22 protein-coding genes are annotated in these 20190 nt (G+C 65.9%); 10 read left to right on the top strand and 12 right to left on the bottom strand.

Features of this window, described 5'->3' with window-relative positions:
• The first annotated feature begins 260 nt into the window (after positions 1-260).
• The 4 genes from C8J44_RS16315 (at position 261) to C8J44_RS16300 (ending at position 4290) form a co-directional block, all read left to right on the top strand.
• Positions 261-581 carry a hypothetical protein gene (locus C8J44_RS16315; protein ID WP_147453218.1) on the top strand — a complete coding sequence of 107 codons (321 nt, stop codon included), beginning with the start codon at positions 261-263 and terminating at the stop codon, positions 579-581.
• 52 nt (positions 582-633) lie between these two features.
• A complete protein-coding gene (locus C8J44_RS16310) occupies positions 634-2268 on the top strand; it encodes a hypothetical protein (protein WP_121905308.1) in 1635 nt (544 codons plus the stop codon).
• Between the two features lie 235 nt (positions 2269-2503).
• Entirely contained in the window at positions 2504-3817 is a 1314-nt protein-coding gene (locus tag C8J44_RS16305) for an ectonucleotide pyrophosphatase/phosphodiesterase (RefSeq protein ID WP_121905307.1), read from the top strand.
• A gap of 11 nt (positions 3818-3828) precedes the next feature.
• The gene (locus C8J44_RS16300; RefSeq protein WP_121905306.1) at positions 3829-4290 is read left to right on the top strand and encodes a MaoC family dehydratase; all 462 of its coding nucleotides are present in this window, start codon (positions 3829-3831) and stop codon (positions 4288-4290) included.
• Between the two features lie 261 nt (positions 4291-4551).
• Here the strand turns inward: C8J44_RS16300 and C8J44_RS16295 are convergent, their stop codons facing one another.
• The 5 genes from C8J44_RS16295 to petA form a co-directional block, all read right to left on the bottom strand.
• Positions 4552-5235: a hypothetical protein gene (locus C8J44_RS16295; protein WP_121905305.1), complete on the bottom strand. Its 684-nt coding sequence runs from the start codon at positions 5233-5235 to the stop codon at positions 4552-4554.
• Between the two features lie 250 nt (positions 5236-5485).
• Positions 5486-6034, bottom strand: a complete 549-nt coding sequence (locus C8J44_RS16290; protein ID WP_121905304.1) for an adenine phosphoribosyltransferase — start codon at positions 6032-6034, stop codon at positions 5486-5488.
• A gap of 139 nt (positions 6035-6173) precedes the next feature.
• Positions 6174-7016 (bottom strand): cytochrome c1, encoded by an 843-nt coding sequence (locus tag C8J44_RS16285; RefSeq protein ID WP_121905303.1) that lies wholly within the window; start codon positions 7014-7016, stop codon positions 6174-6176.
• 21 nt (positions 7017-7037) lie between these two features.
• Complete coding sequence (locus tag C8J44_RS16280) at positions 7038-8369, bottom strand: cytochrome b/b6 (RefSeq protein WP_121905302.1); 1332 nt, start codon at positions 8367-8369, stop codon at positions 7038-7040.
• 9 nt (positions 8370-8378) lie between these two features.
• Positions 8379-8945, bottom strand: a complete 567-nt coding sequence (gene petA / locus C8J44_RS16275; protein ID WP_121905522.1) for a ubiquinol-cytochrome c reductase iron-sulfur subunit — start codon at positions 8943-8945, stop codon at positions 8379-8381.
• A gap of 204 nt (positions 8946-9149) precedes the next feature.
• Between petA and C8J44_RS16270 the strand changes: the two genes are divergently transcribed.
• The 3 genes from C8J44_RS16270 to C8J44_RS16255 all read left to right on the top strand — a co-directional run bounded on the left by C8J44_RS16270 (position 9150) and on the right by C8J44_RS16255 (position 11226).
• Positions 9150-9599, top strand: coding sequence for a tRNA (cytidine(34)-2'-O)-methyltransferase (locus C8J44_RS16270; protein ID WP_121905301.1), 450 nt, complete (start codon positions 9150-9152; stop codon positions 9597-9599).
• 189 nt (positions 9600-9788) lie between these two features.
• Positions 9789-10631 carry an oxygen-dependent coproporphyrinogen oxidase gene (gene hemF / locus C8J44_RS16260; protein ID WP_121905299.1) on the top strand — a complete coding sequence of 281 codons (843 nt, stop codon included), beginning with the start codon at positions 9789-9791 and terminating at the stop codon, positions 10629-10631.
• 1 nt (position 10632) lies between these two features.
• Positions 10633-11226 carry an N-acetyltransferase gene (locus C8J44_RS16255; protein WP_121905298.1) on the top strand — a complete coding sequence of 198 codons (594 nt, stop codon included), beginning with the start codon at positions 10633-10635 and terminating at the stop codon, positions 11224-11226.
• 124 nt (positions 11227-11350) lie between these two features.
• Here the strand turns inward: C8J44_RS16255 and C8J44_RS16250 are convergent, their stop codons facing one another.
• Both C8J44_RS16250 and C8J44_RS16245 read right to left on the bottom strand, forming a co-directional pair.
• Positions 11351-12091 carry a hypothetical protein gene (locus tag C8J44_RS16250; RefSeq protein WP_121905297.1) on the bottom strand — a complete coding sequence of 247 codons (741 nt, stop codon included), beginning with the start codon at positions 12089-12091 and terminating at the stop codon, positions 11351-11353.
• Entirely contained in the window at positions 12088-12909 is an 822-nt protein-coding gene (locus C8J44_RS16245; RefSeq protein WP_121905296.1) for a hypothetical protein, read from the bottom strand. The genes C8J44_RS16250 and C8J44_RS16245 overlap by 4 nt, the downstream gene beginning before the upstream one ends.
• Positions 12910-13021: 112 nt before the next feature.
• Here C8J44_RS16245 and lipB point away from each other — a divergent pair, with 112 nt between their 5' ends.
• The 3 genes from lipB (at position 13022) to C8J44_RS16230 (ending at position 15090) form a co-directional block, all read left to right on the top strand.
• The gene (lipB, locus tag C8J44_RS16240; protein ID WP_404969221.1) at positions 13022-13687 is read left to right on the top strand and encodes a lipoyl(octanoyl) transferase LipB; all 666 of its coding nucleotides are present in this window, start codon (positions 13022-13024) and stop codon (positions 13685-13687) included.
• Between the two features lie 103 nt (positions 13688-13790).
• Complete coding sequence (locus C8J44_RS16235; protein ID WP_056055480.1) at positions 13791-14057, top strand: hypothetical protein; 267 nt, start codon at positions 13791-13793, stop codon at positions 14055-14057.
• Positions 14058-14385: 328 nt separating this feature from the next.
• Positions 14386-15090 (top strand): hypothetical protein, encoded by a 705-nt coding sequence (locus tag C8J44_RS16230; RefSeq protein ID WP_056055478.1) that lies wholly within the window; start codon positions 14386-14388, stop codon positions 15088-15090.
• Between the two features lie 273 nt (positions 15091-15363).
• On the opposite strand, the gene queE is transcribed toward C8J44_RS16230, so the two are convergent.
• The 5 genes from queE to C8J44_RS16205 all read right to left on the bottom strand — a co-directional run bounded on the left by queE (position 15364) and on the right by C8J44_RS16205 (position 20096).
• Complete coding sequence (gene queE / locus C8J44_RS16225) at positions 15364-15996, bottom strand: 7-carboxy-7-deazaguanine synthase (protein WP_121905295.1); 633 nt, start codon at positions 15994-15996, stop codon at positions 15364-15366.
• A gap of 1 nt (position 15997) precedes the next feature.
• A complete protein-coding gene (queC, locus tag C8J44_RS16220) occupies positions 15998-16702 on the bottom strand; it encodes a 7-cyano-7-deazaguanine synthase QueC (protein WP_121905294.1) in 705 nt (234 codons plus the stop codon).
• A gap of 196 nt (positions 16703-16898) precedes the next feature.
• Entirely contained in the window at positions 16899-17816 is a 918-nt protein-coding gene (locus C8J44_RS16215) for an Hsp33 family molecular chaperone HslO (RefSeq protein ID WP_259466907.1), read from the bottom strand.
• Between the two features lie 32 nt (positions 17817-17848).
• Positions 17849-18766, bottom strand: a complete 918-nt coding sequence (gene argF, locus C8J44_RS16210; protein ID WP_121905293.1) for an ornithine carbamoyltransferase — start codon at positions 18764-18766, stop codon at positions 17849-17851.
• 139 nt (positions 18767-18905) lie between these two features.
• Positions 18906-20096 (bottom strand): aspartate aminotransferase family protein, encoded by a 1191-nt coding sequence (locus C8J44_RS16205; RefSeq protein ID WP_121905292.1) that lies wholly within the window; start codon positions 20094-20096, stop codon positions 18906-18908.
• Positions 20097-20190 lie beyond the last annotated feature (94 nt).

Here is a 20190-nt window from a genome sequence, read left to right as displayed (position 1 = left end):
GCATACGCTGTACCGCGTTCAAGTCCGCGCAGTCCGGCGGGCCCGTGTATCCGGCCGATTAGCGGATATTTCGGATGAATGCAGGCATGCAAGCCAGCACAGGCCAGGAGGTGCGTACGGCATTCGGATGACACGATCATGATACCGACGCTGTCGCGGCTGCTGAAAACGGTGGCAAGCCAATCACGGCCGGATCGGACACGCCACCGTGCAACGGGGTTGATCGCGCGCCGGTGCGTCCTTACCCGGATCATATGCTGATGCGGTTTTTCCTGGTGCTTCTGTTTGCCGCGTTCGCGCTTCCCGCCGCAGCGCCCGCGGCGTGTCATGGCAGGTCGACGGCGGCTCCGCATGCTATGCCGGCGATGGCAGGCGCGCCCGCGGACGGGATGGGGCAAGAGGCCGATCACAAAGCGGTCGCGCCGCACGGCTGCATCGGCTGCATTCCACCTTCGGCTTGGACCGCAGCGCAGATCGATCACGTCCCGCCGGCCGCGGCCGCCGTACCGGTCGAGCGAGCCGCCGTATTCGACATCGGCATGACCGCCGCCCCAGCGCTGCCACCACCCCGAACCGCATGATCGTCGGGTGCATCCGCACCCTGGCCTTCATGCTTTATCGGGATTTCAGACGATGACACGATCGATGCTGCTCGCGGCGAGTGCCGCGGCGCTGTGCCTGCCCCATGCCGCGGCTGCGCAACATGGTGCAGGCATGACCATGCCGATGCCTATGACCACGCCGGATGCGCGCGTGCGGCCCAGCAAGACCAAGACGACGACGCGCGCTCGGCCTAGGACGAAGTCCACGGCTGCCAAGCCGACGCCGGCAACTCACGCACACACCTTCGAAGAGCATGGAGCGGTCGACCAACAGGCCGCATCGGCACCGGGCGCGACGCCGGCCATGTCCACGATGCCGACGGACCAGGGGCCGATGCCTGACGCTTCGATGGGCCAGGCGGCCATGGATGATGCCCAGATGAATCATGGCGCGATGAACCATGGCGCGAACCATGCTGCGATGGGGCACGCTATGATCACCGATCCCGCCTACCGTTCGGCGTCCGATGCGGCGTTGGCGAAGATGCCGGCGGGGTCGGCGATGGCGGGGATGGCGATGGGGACGTCGGCGGGCTTCTACAGCCAGGGTAGCGGGACGTCGCGGCTGCCGGCGGCCGAGGGGCCGATGCGCGGGTATATGGTCCAGGCGGGCGAGTGGATGCTGATGGCGCATGGCTATGCGTGGGGCGTCGCGACCGACCAGGGGGGGCCGCGCAGCAAGAGCGAGGCGTTCGTCGAGTCGATGGCGATGCTGATGGCGGATCGCGACCTGGGCGACCGGTTTCATATCCAGTTGCGGACGATGAACAGCCTTGAGCCGTTGATGGGCGCGCGGGGCTACACCAATCTGTTCGCGACGGGTGAGCTGGCGAACGACCGGCCGCTGGTCGACCGCCAGCATCCGCACGATCTGTTCATGGAGCTTGCCACGAAGGTCGATTACCGGCTGGGGAACGGTGCGAGCATCTTCCTGTATGGCGGGCCGGTCGGTGAGCCGGCGCTGGGGCCGAGCGCGTTCATGCACCGCGGGTCGGCGCGGTATCAGTCGATGTCGCCGATCACGCATCACTGGTTCGACTCGACGCACATCACCTACGGCGTGGTGACGGCGGGGTATGCGACGCCTTCGTTCCAGCTGGAGGCGTCGGCGTTCAAGGGGCGCGAGCCGGACGAGCATCGCTGGAATATCGAGACGCCGCGACTCGATTCGTGGAGCGTGCGCGGGACGTGGACGCCGTCGCCGTTCTGGGCGGTGCAGGTGAGCCATGGGCGGCTGAAGGAGCCCGAGGCACAGCATCCGGGGGAGGACGAGAACCGCTCGACCGCCAGCGTGCAATATGCGCGGGGCGGGCTGGCGACGACGTTTGCGTACAGCCTCAAGGACCGCATGCCGGGGGAGAAGCTGAGCGCGTTCCTGGCGGAGGCGACGTACGAGCTGACGCCGCGGCATGCCGTGTTCGGCAGGCTCGAGAACGTGGCGAACGACGAGCTGTTTCCCGACGAGGGCGATCCGCTGCACGATACCAAGTTCCGGGTGACGAAGGCGGAGGTCGGGTATGCGTACCGGGTGCCGATCGTCGGGCCGCTTGGGTTGGCGCTCGGCGGGACGGTGGCGGCGTATGCCAAGCCGGCGGCGCTGGAGGCGGCGTATGGGAAGACGCCGGTGAGCTGGACGTTGTTCAGTAAGCTGGCGGCGGGGTTGTAGGCCGGTAGCAATTGGGGGTGATCAGCTCCCCCCCGGCGAAGGCCGGGGTCCAGTTGGGTAGGCGGCAGTAACGACGTGCAACGCCTATCAGCACCCGCCCCCAACTGGGCCCCGGCCTTCGCCGGGGTGGTGCCCTTTGGGCGGCCAGATATACTGCGCGAACGGATCGCTTTCGCTCGCCATTCGTGCCGAGTAGGGATCGCGCGACGTCGGCACCTGCTCGGGACGAACGGTTATGATCAAGAACGCGCTGGCTCTCCTCGGTTCTGCACTCGGGCTGACGCTCGCCGGGTGTGCGTATCCGTATACGCCCCCTGCCCTTGCGCCGATTACTGCGCCTGCTCCGACCACGATGGCGGCGGCTGCGATGCCGGACGAGACTCGGGCGCCGGTCACGATTCTCGTGTCGATCGATGGCTTCCGGCCGGATTATCTCGACCGGGGGGTGACGCCGAACCTCAACCGCCTGCGCGCGGGCGGCGTGTTCGCGAGCATGCGGCCGTCGTTTCCGAGCATCACCTTTCCCAATCACTGGACGCTGGTGACGGGGCTTCGGCCCGATCGCAGCGGAATCGTCGGCAACAAGATGGAGGATCCCGCGCGGCCGGGCGAGACGTTCACGATGGCGACCGACGATCCGTTCTGGTGGAGCGAGAGTTCGCCGATCTGGGTCGATGCAGAGAAGGCCGGGATCCGGACGGCGACGATGTTCTGGCCGGGCGCGAACGTGGCGGTGGGCGGCAAGGTGAAACCCGACAGCCATGGGGCGATCGAGGGGGGGACGCAGCCGGAGGACTGGCAGCAGTTCAACCAGCAGGTGTCGGGAACGCAGCGGTTCAACGCGGTGCTCGACTGGATGCGGCGGCCGGCCGCGATCCGGCCTAAGCTGGTGACGCTGTATTTCGATACGGTCGACAGCGCGGGTCATGCGGGTGGGCCGGAGAGCGCTGGGGTGACTCAGGCGGTGGCGGATGTCGATGCGAGCATTGGCGCGCTCGTCGATGGGCTGGCCGCGCTGGGGCAGCGGGCGAACCTGGTGATCGTCGCCGATCACGGCATGGCGGCGACGAGCAGCACGCGCGTCGTGGCGCTCGACGCGATCGCGGACAAGGCGGACTATCGTACCGTCGAGACGGGGCCGTACGCGACTCTGTTCGCGGTGCCGGGGCATGAGGCGGCACTGGAGGCGCGGTTGCTGACCCGCCACGATCATCTGCAATGCTGGCGCAAGGGGGAGATCCCGGCACGATTCCATTATGGACGCAACCCGCGCGTGCCGAGCTATCTGTGCCTTGCCGATGTCGGCTGGCGGGTCGATCCGAGCGCACCGACCAAGGCTTCGGTCGGCGGGATGCACGGTTATGACAACATGGCTCCGGAAATGCGCGCGCTGTTCATCGCCAATGGGCCGGCGTTCGTGGCGGGCAAGACGATTGCGAGCTTCGACAACGTTGCGATCGAGCCTTTGCTGCGCGATCTGATCGGGTTGCCGGCCGAGGCGGGGCTGGACGGCACCGACGCACCCTTCCAGAAGGTGCTGCAACGATAAGAGGAGAGGTTGTGCAGTATTTCGAGGATATCGAGGTCGGTCGGATTGCTTCGTTCGGTTCCTACGCGGTCACGCGCGAGGAGGTGATGGACTTCGCCGCGAAATACGATCCGCAGCCGTTTCATCTGTCCGACGAGGCGGCCGCGCAGACGCATTTCGGTCGGTTGTCGGCGAGCGGCTGGCATACGTGTGCGATGACGATGGCGATGCTGGTCGCGCATCTGAAGGAAAACCGGCAGGCGGGGCTCGGGTCGCCGGGGATCGATGAGTTGAAGTGGATCAAGCCGGTATATCCGGGGGACACTCTGCGCTGCGAGACCGAAATCCTCGAGAAGCGGGTGTCGGCCAGTCGGCCGGAGATGGGGATCTTCAAGAGCCGGATGCGGGTGTTCAACCAGGACGACGTGATGGTGATGACGTTCGTTTCGAACGGCCTCGTCGCGACGCGCCCCACGGATGCGCGGGCCGATTGATTGGCGAACTTTGGCCCTGAGGGGCGGCTGGCTGCCATCGAGTATTGATTCACGCGAAGGCGCAAAGTCGCGAAGAGAAGGTTTGTTCGCGCGGAGGCGTAGAGGCGCGGAGAGATTTTAGGATGGCAGAGGCTCGGGCGAGTTTCGCTGCTATCGCGAAAGCTCGCCGCGCTAGCACCAAGTAACTCTCTGCGCCTCTGCGCGAAATCTGAACCTTCTCTTCGCGCCATTGCGCCTTCGCGTGAACCAAACGTTTTCTAGTTATCGCGACGGACGACCGCCGCCGCGGTTACCGCCGCCCTGCCGTCCACCGCCGAAGCGCTGGCCGCCGCCGCCGCGATTGCCTTGGAACGCACCATCGCCGCGATTGCCGCGGAAGCCGCCTTGCGCTTGTGGCTGCTGGCCGGGTTGACCGAATTGGCCGCGATCGGGACCACGCCCACGATCCCAGCCGCGGCCGGGATCGCGTTTGCCGAACTGGCCCTGACCAGGCGTGCCGGGGTTGCCCGGGCGGTTACCGCGCCAGTCGCCGTCTCGGCCACGATTGCCGCGGTCACCGCGGTTGGCGAACCCACCCCAGTTTCCGCGCCCGTCAAAGCCGTTGCCGCGATACTGCTGGCGACCCTGCCAATAGCGCTGCTGGTTGCCGTTCCAGCGGTGCGGGCGGCGATAGCGATCGTAGACGTAGACGCCCGAGCCGGGATAATAATAATCGCCGCTCCAGCCGTAGTAGGAGTTCAGCCCGCCAAGGCCGTAGCCGCCATACCCACCGCCCAGCCCGCCGCCGAGTCCGCCATAGCCCGCGCCGTAATAGCCGTCGCCGTAATAGGGGTCGCTGGCGTAACTAACGCCCGCGCCGCCATAGCCGTACCCGTCGGTACAGCCTGCGACGCCGAGTCCGAGGCCCAAGGCTAGGCCGATGATGCCGAAGCGCTTCATGAACATGGAGAGTCTCCCGTACGTGGAGAGCGGACACAACGCGCCGCTATTCGTCGTACAACGGAGTCGGTGTATCGCGAGTTCCATGAATGGGGTCTGACGGGGTTTGGCGGGTGGAGCGTCTGTGCGGGCGCGCCCTCCCTTTACTGTTCCCTCGCGAACGCGGGGGTCCAGGGTAGTGGTGCGCTGCGGTATCTAGCTGGGCCCCCGCGTCCGCGGGGGAACGAGGCCGCGGGCTTCCGCGGCAAGCGCGCGGTCAGTGGCCGGGGAAGTGGATCAGGGCGGTTGCTTCGATGCCGTCGGTGCGCAGTGCGTCCGCGCCGCCCAGGTCGGGGAGGTCGACCAGGAACTGGGCTTGCGTGACGACCGCGCCGGCCTTGTGGAGGAGGCGGACGGCGGCGCGGGCGGTGCCGCCGGTGGCGATCAGGTCGTCGACCAGCAGGACGCGCGCGCCGGGCGCAAAGGCGTCGGCGTGGATCGCGATGCGGTCTGTGCCGTATTCCAGCGCATAGTCCTCGGCGATGGTCGCGCCGGGCAGCTTGCCGTCCTTGCGGATCAGCAGGACGCCGGCCTTGAGCGGTGCGGCGAGCGCGGCGGCGAACAGGAAGCCGCGGGCTTCGATGCCGGCGACGAGATCGACCGGGCCAGAGACCGCCGCGACCATCCGCTCGATCGCGGTCGCCCAACCCTGCGGGTCGAGCAGCAGGGTGGTGATGTCGCGGAACTGGATACCGGGCTTGGGGAAGTCCGGGATGGTGCGGATCAGGGCCTTCAGATCGGCGTTGCGCTCGTTGATATCGGCCATGGACATTCCCTTCTTCGCGCGGAGCGGCGGCCGTATCGCGACAGGGCGCTACGGCCAAAACAAAAGCGGCGGATCGGGCATACCACCCGTCCGCCGCTCCCTTTATCCGTGCGCCCTTACTGCGGGAGCCCGGCCATCATCAATGCTTAACGTCGCGCCAGACGTTCTGGTACGCACCCCAGGCAAGACCGCAGAAGATCAGGATGAAGATGATCGACGCGAACCCGGCCGCGTGACGCGCCTCGAGATTGGGCTCGGCGGTCCAGGTCAGGAACGCCGAGACGTCGGTCGACATCTGCTCCTTCGTCGCCTTCGTCCCGTCCGCGTAAGCGACCTGACCATCCGACGTGAGCGGTGGCGGCATCGCGATGTTGAGGTTCGCGAAATACGGATTGTAGTGGAGCCCGGTCGGCGTCTTGATATCCGGGAATTCCTTCAGCAGCGCGGCGGGCTGCGTCGTGTAGCCGGTCAGCAGCGAATGGACATACGCGGTGCCGTCCTCGCGCGCCTTGGTGATCAGCGAGAGATCGGGCGGCAGCGCGTTGTTGTTCGCGGCGCGCGCGGCAATCTCGTTGGCGAACGGCGACGGGAAGTGATCCGACGGGATATTCTTGCGCGTCGCCGGCTCACCCGTCTCCGGGTTGATCGACGGCTGCTCGATCACCCACTGGTTGGCGATCGCCTTTACCTCGGGGTCGGTATAGCCGATCTTGGTCAGGTCGCGGAACGACACCAGCCGCAGCGAGTGGCAGGCCGAGCAGACCTCCTTGTAGACCTGGAACCCGCGCTGAAGCTGGCGACGGTCGAACTTGCCGAACACGCCATTGGAGGCGAGCTCGAGTTCCTTGGGGTGCTTGTGCGCGACGCTCTCCGCGGTCGGCGCTACGGGATCGGTGATGACCCCATAGACGCTGCCGAAGAGCGCGATGCCGAGCACCAGCACGAAGGCCGCGCCGACAAAGGATGCGATGAGACGAACCATGTGTGTGTCCTCTAGTTCGTATCAGTGCGCGGCGTGCGGCGCGGAGGGCGCGCCATGCGACGTGGGCGCCGTCGACAGCGCGGTGTGGGCTGGGCTGGTGCCGCCATGCTTGTTCAGCACGGCCTCGGTGATCGAGTTGGGCAGCGGCCGCGGACGCTCGGAGCGCGAGATGAGCGGCAGGATGATCAGGAAATGCGCGAAATAGTATGCCGCGCAGATCTGGCTGAGGATCACGTAGAACGCGTTCGCCGGCGCGCCACCGCAATAGCCGAGCACGAAGATGTCCGCGACCAGCACCCAGAACGCGATCCGCGCTTTTGGACGATAGTTCATCGAACGAACCGGCGAGCTGTCGAGCCAGGGGAGGAAGAACAGCAGCAGGATCGAGCCGAACATCGCCAGCACGCCCCACAGCTTGGCCGGCAGGATGAAGTCCGCGGTGAAGGCGCGCAGGATCGCGTAGAACGGCCAGAAATACCATTCGGGGACGATGTGCGCGGGCGTCGAGAGCGGGTTCGCCGGGATATAGTTATCCGGGTGGCCGAGATAGTTCGGGAAGAAGAACAGCAGGCTGGCGAAGATCAGCATGAAGATGCCGAGCCCGAAGCCGTCCTTCGCGGTGTAATAGGGGTGGAACGGGACGGTGTCCTGCTCGCCCTTCACGTCGACGCCGGTCGGGTTGTTCGAGCCGGGGATGTGCAGCGCCCAGATGTGCAGGATGATGACGCCCGCGATCACGAACGGCAGCAGGTAATGCAGCGAGAAGAAGCGGTTGAGCGCGGCGTTGTCCGGCGCAAATCCGCCGAGCAGCCAGATGCGGATGGTATCGCCAACCAGCGGGATCGCCGAGAAGAACCCGGTGATGACCTGCGCGCCCCAGAAGCTCATCTGGCCCCAGGGAAGCACGTAGCCCATGAACGCGGTCGCCATCATCAGCAGGAAGATGACGACGCCGAGCAGCCACACCATCTCGCGCGGTGCCTTGTACGAGCCGTAATAGAGCCCGCGGAAGATGTGTGTGTAGACGACGATGAAGAACATCGAGGCGCCGTTGGCGTGTGCATAGCGCAGGAACCAGCCGGCGTTGACGTCGCGCATGATGCTCTCGACCGAGTCGAATGCGACCAGGCCGTTGGCGGCGTAATGCATCGCCAGGACGATGCCGGTGACGATCTGGATCGCCAGCGCGGCGCCGGCGAGCACGCCGAAGTTCCAGAAGTAATTGAGGTTGCGCGGGACGGGATAGCCCCCGCCGAGTGAATTGTAGACGAGCCGGGGAACGGGAAGCCGCTCATCCAGCCACCGCGTCAGCGGCAGCTTCGGTTCGTATTGCTTGGCCCAGGGAAAGCTCATGGTCGTTCCTCAGCCTACCGTGACGACGGTGTCGGAGTTGAAGGCATAGTCCGGAACGTGGAGGTTCGACGGAGCGGGGCCTTTGCGGATGCGCGCGGCGGTGTCGTAGGCCGAGCCGTGGCACGGGCAGAAATAGCCGCCATACGGCCCCTTGTTCTCGCCTTCGCCGGCTCCGAGCGGGACGCAGCCGAGGTGCGTGCAGACACCCAGCGTGATCAGCCAGTTCTTCTTGCCGGCCTTGGTGCGCTGTTCGAGCGTCTGCGGATCGCGCAGTTCGCTGAGCGGCACCGCATCGGCCTCGCTGATCTCCTTCGGCGTCAGGTTGCGCACGAACAGAGGCTGCTTGCGGAAGCTGGTCTTGATCGCCTGGCCGGGGAGGATCTTCGACAGGTCGATCTCGGTGGTCGACTGTGCGAGCACGTCGGCGGAGGGGTTCATCTGATTGATGAGCGGCAGGACGATCGCGATCGCGCCGACGCCGGCGAACGATACGGCGGCGATGTTGATGAAATCACGGCGGCGAGGATCGTGGACCTCTTCGTGAAACGGCTCTGGCGATTCGCCGGGGGGAACCATGTCGTCGACTGTCGCCATTCATCTCGCCCTTGCACGTTATTTTTATCGTGGCCTGGCGGGGCTTCCGGTTTCGACGAACCGTACGTCCACCCTGCCCGACCGTCCCCACGGAGGCTGTGCTTTGATAGACGGCGGGGCGCGGGTTTGCCAACTGCATTTTGCTTTGGGTTACCTCCGGAGCCTCGGCGCGCTAGAGGATCGGGTATGCGTATTGCTCTCTATCAGCCGGATATTGCCGGAAATGTCGGCTCGATCCTGCGGACCGCCGCGTGCATGGGGATCGGCGTCGACCTGATCGAACCGATGGGATTCACCTGGAGCGAGAAGGCCGTCGCGCGCTCGGGGATGGATTATGTCGGGGCGGTCGACGTGGTGCGGCATGTCGATTGGGACGCGTTCCTGGCGCAGGTGCAGGGGCGGATCGTGTTGCTGACGACGAAGGGCGCGGTGCGGCTGGATGTCGCGGAGTTTCGCGAGGACGACGTGTTGCTGATGGGGAGCGAAGGCGCCGGGGTTCCTGAAGAGGTGCATGCTAGGGCTGACGTGCGGGTGGTAATCCCGATGCGGCCTGAGTTGCGATCGATGAACATTTCCGTGGCGACGGGAATCGTCGCGGCCGAGGCTTTGCGGCAGACGGGTGGCTGGCCGGTTTAGCGATGGCGCGTGGTGCTTCCTCACGTACGCCGTCATCCTGACGAAAGTCAGGATCCAGGGTAACGAACGCCGCCTTTCGTGGCTCTGGATCCTGACTTTCGTCAGGATGACGGTGTTTGCAGACGGACGGCGGACTCGATCGACCATGCGCCCTCCCCGTCGCGCGGAGGATTTGGTAGAGACCCGCGCATGACCGATCTCGACCCCCAGCAAGCCGCCGCCCGCCACTGGTTCGAATCGCTCCGCGACCGGATCTGCGCCGAGTTCGAAGCAATCGAGCGCGAGGCGGGCTCCGACGCGAGCTTCGAATACACCCCGTGGGACCGGATCGATCCGTCGGGCGAACCCGGCGGCGGCGGGGTCCGCGGCGTGATGAAGGGCAAGGTCTTCGAGAAGGTCGGCGTCAACGTCTCGACCGTGGGCGGCACGTTCGAAGGGGACTTCGCCAAGTCGATCCACGGTGCGGGGGACGACCCGCGGTTCTTCGCCACCGGGATCAGCCTGGTCGCGCACATGACCAACCCGCACGTGCCCGCGGTGCACATGAACTGCCGCTTCCTCAACACCACCAAGCGCTGGTTCGGCGGCGGCGGCGATCTCAACCCGCCGCTGCCGATCGAGGAGGATACGGCCGACTTCCACGCGACGATGAAGGCGGCGTGCGACGCGCATGATCCGGCGCATTACGAGCGGTTCAGGGACTGGGCGGAGACGTATTTCTACATCCCGCACCGGAAAGTGAGCCGCGGTGCGGGCGGTATATTCTTCGACCATCTCGACGGCGATTTCGACGCGAACTTCGCGTTCACGCGCGACGTCGGCGAGGCGTTTCTCGATGCGTATCCGCGGATCGTGCGGCGGCGGATGGATACGCCGTTCGATGCCGCCGACGAGGCACAGATGCTCGAATGGCGTGGGCGCTATGCCGAGTTCAATCTCGTCTATGATCGCGGGACGTTGTTCGGGCTCAAGACCGGCGGCAACATCGACGCGATCCTGATGAGCCTGCCGCCGCGCGCTACGTGGTCTTGATGTGGCGCTGATCCCGGTTGCCGACGACGTCCTCGCGACGATCGTCACGACGCTGGAGATGCGCAAGCGGCCACCGCTGCGACCGAGCCCGGGGTCGCGGTTGCGGCTGGTGAAGTGGGAGCGGCCGGCACTGGAGAAATACCGCGCGCTGTTCCGGCGGGTGGGGAGCCCGTGGCTGTGGTTCTCGCGGCTGGTGATGGCGGACGATGCACTGGCGGCGATCGTGCAGGATCCGGGGATCGCGGTGTACGCGGTGCTCGATCCGGCGGGGATCGAAATTGGGATGCTCGAACTCGATTTCCGCGAGGCGGGGGCGTGCGAGATTTCGTATTTCGGGTTGATCCCGGAACTGGCCGGGCAAGGCCATGGTCGGTGGCTGATGGCCGAGGCGTGCGCGCGGGCCTGGGCCAAGGGGGTGGTGCGGGTCTGGCTGCATACCTGCACGCTCGATCATCCGAGCGCGCTGGGGTTTTATCGGGCGCAGGGATTCGTGGCGGTGAAGCGGACGATCGAGACGTTTCTGGATCCGCGGGCTTCCGGGTTGTTGCCGTTGGAGACGGCGCCACAGATCCCGTACCTGGGGAAGCGGGGGTAAACCCAAGAAATGTTTCCCCGCGAAGGCGGGGATCCAGACTGGGCTCCCGCCTTCGCGGGAGAACACGACGCGGGAGAAGCAGGTGGATGCTTACTGGCTTTGGCGAACGCTGAAGCCTGCCCCCTTATCTAACCAAGCGGCGGTAGGCGGAGATCGCGATAAGGGCCATCGCGATACCGGCCGCCATTGCTGCCACGGCGGCACCGGCATCGACGATCGCGAGCGCTACCGGGTTGGCCTCGCCGGCGTCGCGCAACGCCTTGTCGGCCATCATGAAGGGGGCACCGACGAGCCAGCCGCTGATGTAGCTGAACGCCGCCAGCCCCATGAGCGGCAACCCCGCGCCGCGGCTGAGTACGAGACTGCGACGGATCGCAGCCAGCGCACCGAGCGGCGCTTCGGCGAACAGCGCTGGCCCCGTCAGCATCGTCCGGCCGAGGATGTAGAGGCCGGGGATCGCGTACAGCAGCAGCCCCGCCCCCGCCGGCAGCGAGACGATCACCATCGCCAGCAGGAACCGCGGAAAAATCCGCAGGCAGCGGGTCAGGCTTGCACGCAGGTCGAGATGCTCGCGATCGAGATACAGCGCGTAGAACAGCGACGTCCCGAAGAAGCTCATCACATAGGCGAGCAGATACCAGCCGCCATACGCCGCCGCCCAGGTCTGCACCGCGTCGGCCCAGACCATCGCCTGCGCTTCGTTGTTGCCCGCCGCCGCGTCGGGCATCGGCGGATCGGGCACGACCAGCGCGAGCGCGAACGCGGGCAGGAACAGGAACGGCGCGGCGATCCGCAGCAGCAGGTCGCGGTCGCGCTTGAACAGCGTCCAGGCGTCGGTGAGAACGGTCGCGAAATCGAGCTTCATGGAACGGCGTGTTTCTCTCTGGTCGCGACGTAGAGCTGCGCGGTGAAGACGGCGGCGAGCGCGGTGAAGGCAGTGGTGACGACCGTCGCGGCGACACCCGACAGGAAGGTCGCGGTGGCGATCGCGTCGGCGCCGAGCGCGAGGCGGAAGACGATCCCGGTCACCGACTGCGCGGCCCAGGTCGAGACGAGCATGACGATCGCGAACAGGATCAGCACGCCGATGATCCGCCACGTCAGCCCCTTGGTCAGCTGAACCGAGCGGCGGATCGCGCCGATCCCAAGCCGTTCGTTGAGGATGACCGGGTTGAGCAGCACCAGCCGCGCGCCGATCCAGATCGCGACCAAGAGATACGCGAGGCTGTACAGCGCGATGAAACCCGCAACGCCAGCGCTCGGCGGGGTCATCTGCGCGCTGCGGCCGTTGGCGGCGGCGGTGAAATCGAACCCCGACTGGATCAGGACGATCATCGGCGGCACGACGAGCAGCGCCGCGACAAGCGTGATCAGGACGGTGATGCCCAGCGCCGGGAGCACACGCGCACCAGCGTCTCGGCGCGCGGACGCGGCATCGGTAGCGGGATCGGTGGCGATCGCGACGATCGCCAGTTGCGACCAGAGCATCGCGACCAGCGTACCGATCGCCAAAATGCTTCCGATCAGCGCGAAGCTCATCGTTCCCTGTGCAGCGAACGCGACATAGCCGTCACGGATTACGCTGGGCAGCAGCATGCCGAGCAGCGCGATCGGTGCGATCATGCCGGTGCGCCCGTTGAGCACCTCGATCGTGCGATCCCAGACCGTCCCCATCTTCACCATGCGCCAAACTCCCCCGGGTTCCTGTAGCGCGCGGGTTAGCCGAAGCCCTTGCGCTTGACCACAGGTTGCACGCCTGCTTGCAAGTCGGGCTGCGGGTGCGCAATTGGGGTCGGTGACCATCCCCCTGCCCGACGATATCGAATGGCGGACCAGCGTCGGCCTGACCCCCTATGCCGACGCGCTGGCCGAGATGGAGGCGCGCGCGGCAGCAGTCGGCGCGGGCGAGGCGCGCGAACTGCTGTGGATGCTCGAACATCCGCCGGTCTACACTGCGGGCACGAGCGCAGAACCAGGCGACCTGATCGATGCGCGCTTTCCGGTGATCCCCACCGGGCGGGGCGGCAAATACACCTATCATGGACCGGGCCAGCGGATCGGCTATGTCGTGCTCGACCTCACGAAGCGCGGGCGCGACGTCCGCCGCTATGTCCACGCGCTCGAATCCTGGGTGATCGCCGCGCTCGGCGAACTCGGCGTCGAGGCGTTCGCAGTGGATGGCCGCGTCGGGATATGGACACTCGATCCCAATGCTCCGGGGGGCCGCGAGGCGAAGATCGGGGCGATCGGCGTGCGGGTCAGGCGCTGGGTGACGCTCCACGGCTTCTCGGTGAACGTGGCGCCCGATCTGGCCCATTTTGGTGGCATCGTCCCGTGCGGCCTGCCGGAGTACGGCGTTACGAGCCTGCAATCGTTGGGTATTCCGGCCGACCTTGCAACCTTCGACGCCGCCCTGGCGTTGACGGCCGATGCTTTCCTTGAAACAGTTTCTTGTCCTTGAGAAAACGAGGCTTGAGGGCAAAGCGTTATCGGATTAATGTCCACTACGATTTGGGTATTAAGGGCGAGCAGCCAGCCAAATCCTCTATCTAGGGAGCTTCCACATGCGTGCACTCATTTCCAAGGTCCTGACCGGTTCGCTGATCGCCAGCGCAGCACTCGCCGTTTCGGCGTGCGGTCCGAAGACCGAGACGACGACCGACAACACGATGGTCACCGACATGAATGCCAGCGAAGGCATGGACACGATGACCGACAACATGACCGCAGTAGACGGCGCGTCGAACGGTGGCATGATGGCCAACGACACCATGATGGCGAACGACACGATGATGTCGAACGACACCGCGGTGACCAACAACGCAATGTAATTTCCGCAAGGGAATTACTGCTGCGGTACGGCATGCCCGAAAGGGATGTCGTGCTGCGAAAGGGCCGTCCGGGCGACCGGGCGGCCCTTTGCGTTTGCGGGCTTCTAGGGCTTGCTCGCGCGGTCCGCGGAATAGAGACGCCTCCACGCCAGCCCCATCAGGCGAGGCACATACCCGCCGTCGACCGCGGAATCATTTCGCCTGCGACGAAAAACCGCCGTGATCGGCAAACATGGACGCTACCGCCCGCCTTCTATAGTTAAATTCACTTGGGAGCGGCGTCGAAACGCTTTAGAATCGATGACTTGAAGATCCCGGGGAGGTTGGAATGAAGGTGTTGCGTACCGCGCTCGCGCTATGCGTGGCGACGAGTGGACTGGCTGTAGCCCAGTCGGCGTCGGCGCAGTTTTTCTTGCAGTCGCGCGATTTCTCGGGTGCAGCGGTGGTCGGCGACGAAGCCGATCTCGGCCAGGTGTTGCCCGGCGCGACGCAGGACGAAATCCGCGCTGCGCTGGTGTGGCACATGCGCGCCGCGCTTAACGTGGCGGCGCTGCAATGCCAGTTCGAGCCGACCTTGCTGACCGTGCCCAACTACAACGCGATGATCTCCGATCACAGCGAAGAGCTGAAGAACTCGTTCACGACGCTGACCAAATACTTCGCGCGCGTGAACAAGGCCTCCGGGGTCAAGGCCGGCCAGACTGCGCTCGACCAGTTCGGCACGCGCACCTATTCGAGCTTCGCCACGGTCGCCGCACAGTTCGGCTTCTGCAAGACCGCCTCGTCGATCGGTCGCGATGCGGTCTTCGCGCCGCGTGGTCACCTGTTCGAGGTCGCGCTGGCGCGCTCGCGTGAACTGCGTAACAGCCTGATTCCGTGGGGCGAACAGCGCTTCCCGCGCTATATCGGCCGCGACCGCGCGACGATGCCGCGGCTCGACGCGATCTGCTGGAACAAGAAGGGCGAGTGGGTCCAGAAGAAGTGCGGCGCGCAGAACTGGCCGCCAGCGGGCGTCGGGATGGCCGGGCAGTAAGACCCCGGGGCGCTTATCCCTGACAAACATGTTACCGTCATTCCCGCGCAGGCGGGAACCCATATTGGCAAACGCCAGCGACATGATCGCCACCGTTTGAGCATCTGGGTCCCCGCTTCCGCGGGGATGACGGGCACATATCGGCGAGGAATACCGGCCGAGCCCTGGCTGCCGCCCTCACCTACCTTGTCCCAACGTCAGAGGGCGATGCGCGCCAAACTGATCCCCGCTTTCGCCGGGATGACAGGATATCGACCGCCGACCCCGCTTCGCTCAGCGCAACCCCAGCAGCTTGTGCGTCTGCAACGACAACCGCCACTGCGGCCGCTGCATGACCAGATCGACGCACGCCGCGCGATTGGCGTCTGCGCGTGGATCGTCGAGCGGCTGGAGCAGCAGATTGGCGAAGTCCCAGGTTTCGATATCGTCGATGTCGGTACCCGGTTGCGGCCAGACCAGCTTCAGTTCGTCACCGGTGCGCTGGACGACGATGCTGCCGGCCTTGGGGCTGATGCACACCCAGTCGATCCCGGGATGCGCGGGGATCGTGCCGTTGCTCTCCATCGCGATCCGGAACCCCTGCTCATGCAGCGCATCGACGATCGCGTCGTCGATCTGGAGCATCGGCTCGCCACCGGTCAGCACGACGAAGCGGTCGCGCGCACCCTCGCCCCAGAAGCCGGCGACAGCCGCCGCCAGCACCTGCGCGTCGGCGAACTTGCCGCCGCCGAGGCCGTCGGTGCCGACGAACTCGGTATCGCAGAACCGGCACACCGCGGTCGCGCGATCCTGTTCGCGGCCCGACCAGAGGTTGCAGCCGGCGAACCGCACGAACACCGCGCGGCGGCCGGCGTTCACGCCCTCGCCTTGCAGCGTCAGGAACATCTCCTTGACCGCATAGCTCATGTCAGGCGGGCTTCACGGCATAGACGGTGGGATCCGCGATCCCAGCCTCGTCGAAACCGCGCGCGCGGAGCCGGCAGCTGTCGCACTCGCCGCAATGCCTGCCGTCGGGCGTCGGATCGTAGCACGACCAGCTCAGCCCGAGATCGAGCCCGAGCCGCGTGCCTTCGCGGACGATATCCGCCTTGGTCATATGCTGGAGCGGCGCCTGGATGCGGAACGGTTCGCCCTCGACGCCGGCTTTGGTGGCGAGTTCGGCGAGACCTTCGAACGCGGCGATGAACTCGGGACGGCAATCGGGATAGCCCGAATAATCGAGCGCGTTGACGCCGATATAGATGTCGCGCGCGCCCGCCGCCTCGGCCCAGCCGAGCGCAAGGCTGAGGAAGATCGTGTTGCGCGCGGGCACATAGGTGACGGGGATGCCGCCACCGTCTTCGGTGCCTGCGCCGTCCTTCGGCACGTCGATATCGGCGGTCAGCGCGGAGCCGCCGAACGCGGACAGGTCCATCGGCAGCACGATATGGCGTTCGGCCCCGAGCGCGGTGGCGACGCGGCGCGCCGCATCGAGTTCGATCCGGTGACGCTGATTGTAATCGAACGATAGCGCGAGCAGCCGCTGGCCGGCTTCGCGCGCAATCGCGGCGGATATCATCGAGTCGAGCCCGCCCGAAACGAGCGCGACCGCAAAGGGAGCAGGGGATGTCATTATGCGGAGTGCGCTAGGCCAGCGGCGCGCAAAAAGAAAGGGGCCGCCCGGTGAGGCAGCCCCTGAGGTTGGCGCGGATCGCGCCACAAGGGAGAAAAACGTGCTGAATAAAAAGCACAGCCCGATCTATACCTAACATAAGTAAATGGGGCGTTAATTCCTTACGTTAGCGGCTCGATCGACCGGCAAAAGTGCATCACTCGTCGACCGGCACGGGAAATTTCGTCGCGCAGAACGCACAGTCGACGATGATGAACCCGGTCTCGTCGGCCATCGACCGCCGTTCCTCGATTGGGAATTTCGAGATCACGCCCTTGATGTACTCGGGATCGCAGCGGCACCCGCGCGTGATCGGAATATCCGCGAGAATGCGGACGTCCTCCTCCTCGTTGAACAGGCGCCAGACGAGCGTTTCCAGCGGCAACGTCGCATCGGTGAGTTCATCGACGCCCATCGTGTTGCCGAGCGTAGCGACATGCTCCCATTCCGGATGATCGAGTTTGGTATGCAGGCGCTCACGCCCGTCCTCGCCCTCGGGAAGATGCTGGAGGAACAGCCCGCCGGAGATGCAGCGACCGTCAGCGCCCTTCGCCATGCCGGTGCGAATCATCGTCGGGATTTGCTCGGACTGCGTGAAATAGCTCTGCGCCGCCTGCGACAGCGTGTCGCCGTCGAGGGGGACGATACCCTGATAGCGCTCGTTGCTGGTCGCCATGTCGAACGTGATCGCGAGATAGCCGGCGCCGAACAGCGCGAACAGCGATGGTTCGGCGGGCGCTTCGGCGAGCTTGTCCGCGTCGTATTCGATGTAGCCGCGCACTTCGCCGCCGCGGTAGTCGCAGACGAGCAGCTGAACGACGCCGTTGTCGGTACGCGTCTGCATCGTCAGCTGGCCGCTCGAATCCTTGAGCGTCGAACCGATCAGCGCGGCGAGCGTGAGCGCTTCGGCGAGCAGTTTCTCGATCGCGGGCGGATAGGCGTGCGCGGCAAGCACTTCGTCGAGCGCGGTGCCGAGCCGCACGATCCGGCCGCGTGCACTGCGCGTCGGGATCGCGAAAGCCAGCGCGCGGTCGAGATCGGTCATGTTGGGGTCGAATTTTGGCGTATCGTTCATCGTCCGCCAGATGGTGACCCTGCCTGTTCAGGTCAACCGATCTGCCCGAAGCACCAGCGCAGCACCGACTTCTGCGCGTGGAGGCGGTTCTCGGCCTCCTGCCAGATCAGCGACTGCGGGCCGTCGATCACGTCGGGCGTGACTTCCTCACCGCGGTGCGCAGGCAAGCAGTGGAGGAACTTAGCGTCGGGCTTGGCGAGTGCCATCAGCGCGGCGTCGACCTGGTACGGGGTGAGCGCCTTCAGCTTGGCCTCGGCGTGCGCCTGCCCCATCGAGATCCAGGTGTCGGTAACGACGATGTCCGCACCTTCGACCGCCTCGCGCGGGTCGGCCACGACGCGGGCACGGCCCGAAGCGCGGACGATCGCCTCTTCTTCCGGTTGGAAGCCCTGCGGGCAGGCCGCGACGACGTCGAACTGCATCAGCCCCGCCGCCTCGACGATCGAGGCGAGCACGTTGTTGCCGTCGCCGAGCCACGCGACCTTGAGGCCGGGCAGCGTCTTGCCGCTCTCGATGATGGTCAGCAGGTCGGCCATGATCTGGCACGGATGCGACGCGTCGGTCAGGCCGTTGATGACCGGGACCGAGGCGTAATGCGCCATCTCCTCGATCTTGGCGTGATCGTCGGTGCGGATCATGATCGCGTCGACATAGCCCGACAGGATGCGCGCCGTGTCGGCGATCGACTCGCCGCGGCCGAGCTGCATCGAGCCGCCATCGGACACGATCGAGGTGCCCCCGAGCTGACGGATCGCCATGTCGAACGAGAAACGCGTGCGGGTGGAGCTCTTCTCGAAGACCATCGCGAGCGTGTGGCCGGCGAGCGGCGCATCGGCGTCGGCGCGGCCCTTGGGGAAGCCGGCGCGCGCTGCCTTGCGGTCGAGTGCATCGGACAGCATCGCGGCGATGCCGTCGGCTCCGGCGTCGGTGAGATTCAGGAAATGACGCATAATTCCTCCCCGGCACGGGGAGGGGGACCGCGCTCGCAGAGCGGGGTGGAGGGGGACCTCCACGGGCGCTACGCTGCGGGGAAAGCCCCCTCCACCATGCTTCGCATGGTCCCCCTCCCCGTACCGGGGAGGATCAGTTTCAATCGTCGGCAGCGGGCACGTAGACGCGCGCGGCGGTCGACAGCTTGTCGATGCATTCGGCGATGTGGCTCTCGTCGATCACCAGCGGCGGCAGAATACGGACGACGTTCTCGCCCGCCGACACCAGGAGCAGATTGTGGTTGTCGCGCGCAAACGCGACGAACGCGCGGCTGTCGCTCTTCAGCTTCAACCCGAGCATCAGCCCGGTGCCGCGAACGCTATCGAACAGGTGATCGTGGTTCGGGATCATCTGCTCGAGCCCCTGCCGCAACCGGTCGCCCATCGCCGTGACGTTGTCGAGGAAGCCGTCCTCAAGCATCACGTCGAGGATCGCCTCGCCCGCCGCCATCGCCAGCGGGTTGCCACCATAGGTCGAGCCGTGCGTGCCGGCGACCATGCCCTTGGCCGCTTCCTCGGTCGCGAGGCACGCGCCCAGCGGGAAGCCGCCACCGATACCCTTGGCAACCGCCATGATGTCAGGCGTGATGCCGTACAGCTCATGCGCGAAGAACTTGCCGGTCCGGCCGTAGCCGCACTGGACCTCGTCGAGCACCAGCAACAGGCCGTGCTCGTCGCAGGCCTTGCGCAAGCCGGTGAGGAACTCGTGGCTCGCCTGGCGGATACCGCCCTCGCCCTGGATCGGCTCGACCAGGAAGCCCGCGGTGTTGTCGTCGATCAGCGCCAGCGCGCCTTCGAGATCGTTGAACTTCGCGTAGCCGAACCCCGGCAACAACGGCTCGAACCCGTCGCGCATCTTCGCTTGGTTGGTCGCCGAGATGGCGCCGAGCGTGCGCCCGTGAAACGCGGTGTCGAACGTGATCAGCGTGTGGCGCTGCGGGTTGCCGTTGGCGAAGTGATAGCGCCGTGCGGTCTTGATCGCGCACTCGACCGCTTCCGCGCCCGAGTTCGTAAAGAACACGGTGTCGGCGAATGTGTTGTCGACGAGGCGTTGCGCGAGGTGCTCGCCCTGCGGCGACCCGTACAGGTTCGACACGTGCATCAGCGTCGCCGCCTGATCCGCGATCGCCTTGGTCAAATGCGGATGCGCGTGGCCGAGCGCATTGACCGCGATGCCGCTCGCGAAATCGAGATATTGCTGGCCGTCCTCGCCGAAGAGGTACGCGCCCTCGCCTCGGACCGGACGCACGCCACACCGCGGGTAGACGGGCATGAGCGGGGTGATGGTCACAGGCGCTTCCTTTCCGAAACGAGAAGGGCGACCCAATGGTCGCCCGACACGGCCTCATATCGGTAGCGCGGCGGGTGCGTCAATCACGTCCGAC

This window comes from Sphingomonas sp. PP-CE-3A-406, from assembly GCF_003688625.1.
Taxonomy (GTDB): domain Bacteria; phylum Pseudomonadota; class Alphaproteobacteria; order Sphingomonadales; family Sphingomonadaceae; genus Sphingomonas.
The sequence above is the reverse complement of the archived record's forward strand: the minus strand, read 5'-3'. Positions and strand labels throughout refer to the sequence as shown.